Consider the following 6,946-nt stretch of genomic DNA (forward strand, 5'->3'; position numbering starts at 1 on the left):
GGGCGTGTCCGGCGCGTCCTCGGGCGACAGGGTGCGCTGGTGCACGAACTCGGGCGCCTCGACGGCCGGGTCCTCCAGCACCTTGCCCTCGGAGGAGGAGTGCAGAAGGTTGGCGTCGACGCTGAAGGGGGCCTCGCCGCGCTTGTCCTTGGCGATGGGGATCTGGTGCTTCTCGGCGAACTCCAGCAGGGCCTCGCGGGACTTGAACGCCCACTCGCGCCAGGGGGCGATGACGCGGATGTCGGGCTCCAGGGCGTAGTAGCCCAGCTCGAAGCGGACCTGGTCGTTGCCCTTGCCGGTGGCGCCGTGACAGACGGCGTCGGCGCCCATCTGGCGGGCGATCTCGATCTGGCGTTTGGCGATCAGCGGCCGGGCGATGGAGGTGCCCAGCAGGTACTGGCCTTCATAGACCGTATTGGCCCGGAACATGGGGAAGACATAGTCCCGCACGAACTCCTCGCGCAGGTCGTCGATGAAGATGTTCTCGGGCTTGATGCCCATCTTCAGGGCCTTCTCGCGCGCCGGCGCCAGTTCCTCGCCCTGGCCCAGATCGGCGGTGAAGGTGATCACCTCCGCGCCGTATTCGGTCTGCAGCCACTTCAGGATGATGGAGGTGTCCAGACCGCCGGAGTAGGCGAGGACGACTTTCTTGGGGGCTTGGTCGGCGGACATGGCGGACTTTCGGACGAGACGGGGAGATGGCCGCGCTTAAAGAACCAATGGTTCCGTCATGCAAGGGGTATGGGCACGGATCGAAAAGCCGAGAAGCTGAACCTCAGCGCTCAGCTTCTCCCAACTTCCAGCCTTCAAATCGCCTGCGAAGCTAACCATAAATTCGCTTGTAGGTATCGCTGGCAAACTCAAGTAGGGCGACGTTGTTTTCCTGTACGCTCTCCCGTATCTCGCTTGGATCGATGGCCATGACCTTCTTCAAGCGAGCCATAACTGTCGAGTTATTCCAGTTCCATGTCGGCGACCCAGTAACAACCATAAAGGCTTCTATTCTGTCGAAATGCCATGTGAGCATGGTAACGGTATTCTGACATTTCGAATAACCATAGAAGTTGAATACCTGCCCCTTTGTGGCAAGCGCTTTGAGTTTTATTTTTGACGGTTGGACGGCCTCCAGCGCTTCCAAGATACGCTTTGCATCCTGTTCGCCGTTTTTCTGAATGTAGGCAATCGCACCCCTCACAGTTACATCGGTCTCGTCGTCATTCTCCTGCAGCACAGCGTGGCTCTTCATGCCGATTTTTGCCATCTCCAAGAGGATGATGGGTTTAGGCATCTCGGCGATATAGGTATGGGCAGCCTCAATTAGAGCGTCGAGAAACTCCGCTTGACGCTTGGCCTTGTCCTGTCGCCGCCAATTTCTCAAAGCAAAGAAGGCAACTAGCGCCGTTGCTGCGGCGGCAAACGCTTTAATGACCTCCAGCCACTGGATGCTATTTATCCAGTTGAAGAACCACCCAAGGCCATCGCACATCGGCATTGCTCGTTTTTGACCGGCTACGCGCTTAGATTCGCCGTTTTCAAGGGACTTGAACCATAGCCGGATGCCGCTTCTAACGTAGCTTATTTTTAGCCCTGAACCCCAAACCGATACTCATGCCGCTGGCGATATGTCGGACCGGGGCGCAGGACGGTGGAGGGGAACTCGGGCCGGTTGGGGCTGTCCTGATAGTGCTGGGGCTCGAGGCAGAAGCCGGTGCGCGGCTGATAGACGACCCCGCCCTTGGCCGGCCAGTCGCGGATGGCGTTGGCGGTGTAGAGCTGCACCCCCGGGGCGGTGGTGTGCAGTTCCATGACCCGGCCGCTGGACGGATCGCGCGACCACGAGGCCAGCCGGAAATCGCCGGGCGCGCCCCGCACCACGAAATTGTGGTCGTAGCCGTTTCCGATGCGAATCTGTTCTTCATCGGCGTCGATGTGGCGGCCGATGGGTTTGGCCTCGCGGAAGTCGAAGGGCGTGCCCGCCACGGGCCGGATCTCGCCGGTCACCACCTTGTTCGCATCGAAGGGGGTGAAGGCGTCGGCGGCCATCATCAGCTCATGGTCCAGGATCGGCCGCGAACCGTCGCCGGTCAGGTTGAAATAGCCATGGTGGGTCAGGTTGATGACCGTGGGCCGGGTTGTGGTCGCCGACATGTCGATGCGCAGGGCGCCGTCCGGCGTCAGGCGATAGATCACTTCGGTGGTCAGTTCGCCGGGAAAGCCCTGGTCCCCGTCCGGGCTGATCAGGGTCAGGCGCACGCCCGGCCCCCGGTCGTCATGGATCGCCTCGCCCCGCCACAGCCGTCTGGCGAACCCGTCCGGCCCGCCGTGGGAGGAATGGGCGCCCCCGCCGGTGTCCAGCTGGACCGTCCGCCCGTCCAGTTCAAATTGTCCGCCTGCGATGCGACCGGCGTAGCGGCCGACGATGGTCCCGAAATTGCGGTTGCGCTCGACGTAGTCCTCCAGCGTGTCCAGGCCCAGCACCACGTCGCCCATGACGCCGTGCCGGTCCGGGGCGGTCAGGGAGACGACGATGGCCCCGTATTCGATGATCCGCGCGGTCATGCCGCCCGCGCCGGTGAGGTCGAAGGCGCGGACGGATCGTCCGTCCGGCAGGACGCCGTATGGGGTCTCCCTCACCGAACCCGAGCGTACGCCCGGCGCCGTGGCGCAACCGGCCACCGCCATGACACCGGTTACCCCGAGCGTCAGTCCGAATACGCGCCTGTTCATGGCCATGCGTGCTTCTCCTTGTGGAAGCCGATCAGCCTATGGGGCGAAATGGCGAAGGTCGAGCCTCAGCCCGCCGTCTCTCGGCATTCGGCCACGAAGGCGGCGCGGTCCGCCTCGGGGATCGTGGGGAACGGCCCCAGATTCAGGGCGCCGTAGTTGAAGGTGATCTCGCCCCCCGCCTCAAGGCGGTCCAGCAGGTCGGGCGGAATGTCGCCGGACGCCTCGACGCCCGCCTCCCGGTCCGCCTCCAGATCGGCGGCCAGGGCGTAGGCCTCGCCGCCCACGCCGAGGGTGAAGCGGTCCTCGCTCATGACCGGCTGGAAGCGATCGGTTTCGGCGTGCAGCCGCGCGGGGTTTCGCAGGCAGGCGATGGCTGCGGCCAGGGCCCCGTCCTCCTCCAGCCGCAGGGCGACGCCCTCACCGGACGAGACCATCGACCAACCCGCGCCCACGGGCGGCTGCCCGGGCATGGGGGCGACGCTGTCGCCTTCATCCACCGGGGGCTCGGGGGCCTGCTGGCCGCAGGCGGCCAGAACCAGAGCGCCCATGATCGGCGCCGTCATCAGGAAGCGGGTCATGACGAAATCCTTTTCCGTTGCCTGAGAGGGCAACGGTTGAGAGGGCCTACAGTTTCGTGCGCAGGGACCACAGCTCGGGGAAGCAGCGCTTCTCCAGGGTTTTTGCCAGATAGGCGACGCCCTCGGTGCCGCCGGTGCCGGGACGCCGGCCGATGATGCGCTCCACCGTGATGACATGCTTGTGCCGCCAGGTGATCAGGGCGTCGTCCAGATCCACCAGCTTCTCGGCCAGCTGGTACAGCTCCCACCAGCGCGTGGTGTCGCGGTAGACCTCCAGCCAGGCCGCCTCCACCTCGGGGTGGGGAGAATAGGGTTGGCTGACGTCGCGGTTCAGCACGGAGTCCGGCACGGGCAGGCCAGCCCTGGCCAGTTGCGCCAGGGCGTCATCGTACAGGCTGGGCGCTTCGATGGCGGCCTTCAGCGCCGCGTGGGCTTGGGGCCGGTCCTCGTGGAAGCGCAGGAACCTTGCGTCCTTCAGGCCCAGCATGGCCTCGATGCGGCGGAACTGGTCGCTCTGGAAGCCCGAGGACGTGCCCAGGGCGTCGCGGAATCGCAGATAGTCCGCCGGGGTCATGGTGGCCAGGATGTCCCAGGTCTGGGTCAGGACGCTCTGGATGCGCGAGACGCGGGCCATGCTCTTGTAGGCCGGGATCAGGTCGCCCGCCCGGACCAGGGTCTGGGCGTAGCCGATCTCGTGCAGGATCTGCTTGAGCCACAGCTCCTTGGCCTGGTGGATGATGACGAACAGCATCTCGTCGTGCTGGTCCGTCAGCGGATTCTGCGCGCCCAGCACCTGATCCAGGGTCAGATAGCGGGCGTAGGTCATGTCGGCAGGTTGGGTCATGCGTCTCTATCCCCCGGCTGGGGCCCGGCCTCAAGCGCTTGCTCTTTCCGGACCCGGCTCGCCCCCTGTGCAGGCGCTGCATCGCGCTGCCCAGCAAGCCCGATCCGGGGACCTGCCGCTGAACACTGCGGCCACGCGTCTCGCAACCATTTGGGGTCCGGGGTGGTTGTTCAGGCTCAACCGCCCACACTCAAGGAGGACGCCATGAGCACCCCGAACGATCACGACATCAAGGTTCTGAACGGCCTGATCGAAACCACTCTCGACAGCGCCGACGGCTATCGCGAGGCGGCCAAGGAAACCGAGAACACCGGCTTCCGCGCCCTGTTCGAACAGCGCAGCTTCGAGCGCCAGAAGGTGGCCTCGGACCTTCAGGGCACCGTGCGCCAGCTTGGCGGCGAGCCCGAGGACGACGGCACGGTCCTCGCCAAGGCCCACCGCGCCTTCCTGGACGTGAAGCACTCCATCCTCAAGGACGAGCAGGCCGTGGTGAACTCCGTCGAGAACGGCGAGGACCACATCAAGGCCAAGTACGAAAAGGCCATCGAGGACACCGACCTGTCGGCCACCACCCGTGACACCATCGCCCGCGCCTACGGCTCGGTGCGCGAAGGCCACGACCAGATGCGCGATATCAAGCACGCCATGCAGGCGAAGAACTGATCACCGTCTGAATTTGAAAAGGCCCCGGTCCGCGAGGACCGGGGCCTTCTTCATGCCGCGAAGGCAGGAAGGATCAGGAGTCGTCGCCGGGCTTCTCGGCGGTTCCGGTTTCCGGAACGGCGACCACCTTCTCCTTGCGGACGGTCTGACGCTCGGCGATCCGGGCCGACTTGCCGCGACGATCGCGCAGGTAATAGAGCTTGGCGCGCCGCACGACGCCGCGACGCTTCACTTCGATGGATTCGATGTTGGGCGACAGGATCGGGAACTTGCGCTCCACGCCTTCGCCGAAGGAGATCTTGCGCACGGTGAAGGTCTCGTTGACGCCGGTTCCGGCGCGGGCGATGCACACGCCCTCGAAAGCCTGGACGCGCTCGCGCTCGCCTTCCTTGATCCGCACATTGACGCGCAGGGTGTCGCCGGGGCGGAAATCGGGGATCTCGCGACCTTCGAGGACGCGGGCCTTTTCTTCGGCAGCGAGCTGCTGAACGATATTCATGTCTCTTCTCCTCGGGCTTTTGCGCCCTTTAGCTGTGATTTGGCGAGATGCCGCTCCCAGAGATCCGGGCGCCGCTCCCGCGTAGTGATTTCCCTCTGCTCCTGACGCCATCCGGCGACCTTTGCGTGGTCGCCCGACAACAGGACCTCGGGGATGTCGAGCCCCTCGAACGTCCGCGGCCTGGTGTACTGCGGATGCTCCAGAAGCCCGTCCTCGAAGCTCTCCGAACTCAGGCTTTCGGCCTGGCCCAGCACTCCGGGGATCAGTCTTACGCACGCCTCGATCACGACCATCGCCGCCGCCTCGCCACCGGCGAGAACCGCGTCTCCGACCGAGACCTCCTCGAACCCGCGGGCGTCGAGCACCCGCTGGTCCACCCCCTCGAACCGGCCGCACAGGACGGTGATCCCGTCCGCCTTGGCCCAGTCCTTCACACGCGCCTGGGTCAGGGGCCGGCCCCGCGCGCTCATGTACAAAAGCGGCCGCCGCGGCCCTGTCACGCTGTCGAGCGCCCTGGCCACCACGTCCGCCTTGAGAACCTGTCCGGGGCCGCCACCCGCAGGGGTGTCGTCCAGGAAGCCGCGCTTATCTGTCGAAAAGTCGCGAATGTCCACTGTTTCGAGCGACCACAGGTTTCGCTCGCGCCACGCCGTGCCGATCAGCGACACGCCGAGCGGCCCCGGGAAAGCCTCGGGAAACATGGTCAGGACCGTGGCGGTGAACATGGCGCGGGCCGCCCGAGGGCGTCAGCCTTCCTCGTCGGCGGCCAGACCCATCATGTGGAACCCGGCGTCCACATGGATGATCTCGCCGGTGGTCGACAGGCCCAGGTCCGAGCACAGCCACAGGGCGCAGCCGGCCACGCCTTCCATGGAGGTGTCCTCCTTCATGGCGCTCATGGCGCGGCCCTGGGCGATCATGCCCCGCCCGCCGGAGATGCCGGCCAGCGACAGGGTGCGCATGGCGCCGGCGGAGATGGCGTTGACGCGGATGCCCTTGGGCCCAAGGTCGCGGGCGATGTAGCGGGTCGCGGCCTCCAGCGCGGCCTTGGCCACGCCCATGGTGTTGTAGTTGGGGATGGCGCGCTCGGAGCCCAGATAGGTCATGGTGACCATGGACCCGCCGTTGGGCATCAGCCGGGAGGCCCGCTTCGCCACATCCACGAAGCTGAAGGCCGAGATGTTCATGGCCAGAAGGAAGCTGTCCCGGCTGGTGTTCTCCACGAACGAGCCCTTCAGTTCGTCCTTGTTGGCGAAGGCCACCGAGTGGACCACGAAGTCGATGGTCCCGAATTCCTTCTCCAGCTCGGCGAACGCTGCGTCCATGGAGGCGTCGTCGGTGACGTCCGCCGGGATCAGCAGCTTGGCGCCCACGCTCTCGGCCAGCGGCCGCACCCGGCGCTCCAGCCCCTCGCCCAGATAGGTGAAGGCTAGTTCGGCGCCCTGCGCCGCCAGCTGCGAGGCGATGCCCCAGGCGATGGAGTTGGAGTTCGCCACCCCCATGATCAGGCCCTTCTTGCCCTTCATGAGGTCGCCCTTGGGCATGGTCCAGGCGGATTCAGCGGCCATGATCGTGCTCCTTCGAAATTCGAGCCGGAGGGTTAGCAGGGGCCGGCGCGAGGGGGAAGCGTCAGGC

Annotated in this window: 9 protein-coding genes; 1 reads left to right on the top strand and 8 read right to left on the bottom strand. The window is 65.5% G+C overall.

Annotated elements, in window-relative coordinates:
• The 5 genes from C0461_RS12530 to C0461_RS12550 all read right to left on the bottom strand — a co-directional run.
• On the bottom strand, positions 1 to 672 hold a 672-nt coding region (locus C0461_RS12530; RefSeq protein WP_292107475.1), incomplete at its 3' end, for an argininosuccinate synthase.
• Positions 673 to 823: 151 nt separating this feature from the next.
• The gene (locus C0461_RS12535) at positions 824 to 1,486 is read right to left on the bottom strand and encodes a hypothetical protein (protein WP_292107477.1); all 663 of its coding nucleotides are present in this window, start codon (positions 1,484 to 1,486) and stop codon (positions 824 to 826) included.
• Positions 1,487 to 1,581: 95 nt separating this feature from the next.
• Positions 1,582 to 2,733, bottom strand: coding sequence for an aldose epimerase family protein (locus C0461_RS12540; protein ID WP_292107479.1), 1,152 nt, complete (start codon positions 2,731 to 2,733; stop codon positions 1,582 to 1,584).
• A gap of 59 nt (positions 2,734 to 2,792) precedes the next feature.
• A complete protein-coding gene (locus C0461_RS12545; protein WP_292107481.1) occupies positions 2,793 to 3,305 on the bottom strand; it encodes a hypothetical protein in 513 nt (170 codons plus the stop codon).
• A 46-nt stretch (positions 3,306 to 3,351) separates the two neighbouring features.
• Positions 3,352 to 4,149, bottom strand: coding sequence for a tryptophan 2,3-dioxygenase (locus C0461_RS12550; RefSeq protein ID WP_292107482.1), 798 nt, complete (start codon positions 4,147 to 4,149; stop codon positions 3,352 to 3,354).
• Positions 4,150 to 4,353: 204 nt separating this feature from the next.
• Between C0461_RS12550 and C0461_RS12555 the strand changes: the two genes are divergently transcribed.
• Positions 4,354 to 4,812: a PA2169 family four-helix-bundle protein gene (locus C0461_RS12555; protein WP_292107483.1), complete on the top strand. Its 459-nt coding sequence runs from the start codon at positions 4,354 to 4,356 to the stop codon at positions 4,810 to 4,812.
• A 73-nt stretch (positions 4,813 to 4,885) separates the two neighbouring features.
• Here the strand turns inward: C0461_RS12555 and rplS are convergent, their stop codons facing one another.
• From rplS to C0461_RS12570, 3 genes are read right to left on the bottom strand one after another with little or no spacing between them, the layout of a single operon-like run.
• Positions 4,886 to 5,311: a 50S ribosomal protein L19 gene (gene rplS, locus C0461_RS12560; RefSeq protein WP_021697322.1), complete on the bottom strand. Its 426-nt coding sequence runs from the start codon at positions 5,309 to 5,311 to the stop codon at positions 4,886 to 4,888.
• The gene (gene trmD, locus C0461_RS12565; RefSeq protein ID WP_292107485.1) at positions 5,308 to 6,036 is read right to left on the bottom strand and encodes a tRNA (guanosine(37)-N1)-methyltransferase TrmD; all 729 of its coding nucleotides are present in this window, start codon (positions 6,034 to 6,036) and stop codon (positions 5,308 to 5,310) included. Before trmD ends, rplS begins: the two co-directional genes overlap by 4 nt.
• A gap of 21 nt (positions 6,037 to 6,057) precedes the next feature.
• Positions 6,058 to 6,879, bottom strand: a complete 822-nt coding sequence (locus C0461_RS12570) for an enoyl-ACP reductase (protein WP_292107486.1) — start codon at positions 6,877 to 6,879, stop codon at positions 6,058 to 6,060.
• Positions 6,880 to 6,946: the final 67 nt, after the last annotated feature.

It is taken from the genome of Brevundimonas sp. (genome assembly GCF_013823285.1).
Lineage (GTDB): Bacteria > Pseudomonadota > Alphaproteobacteria > Caulobacterales > Caulobacteraceae > Brevundimonas.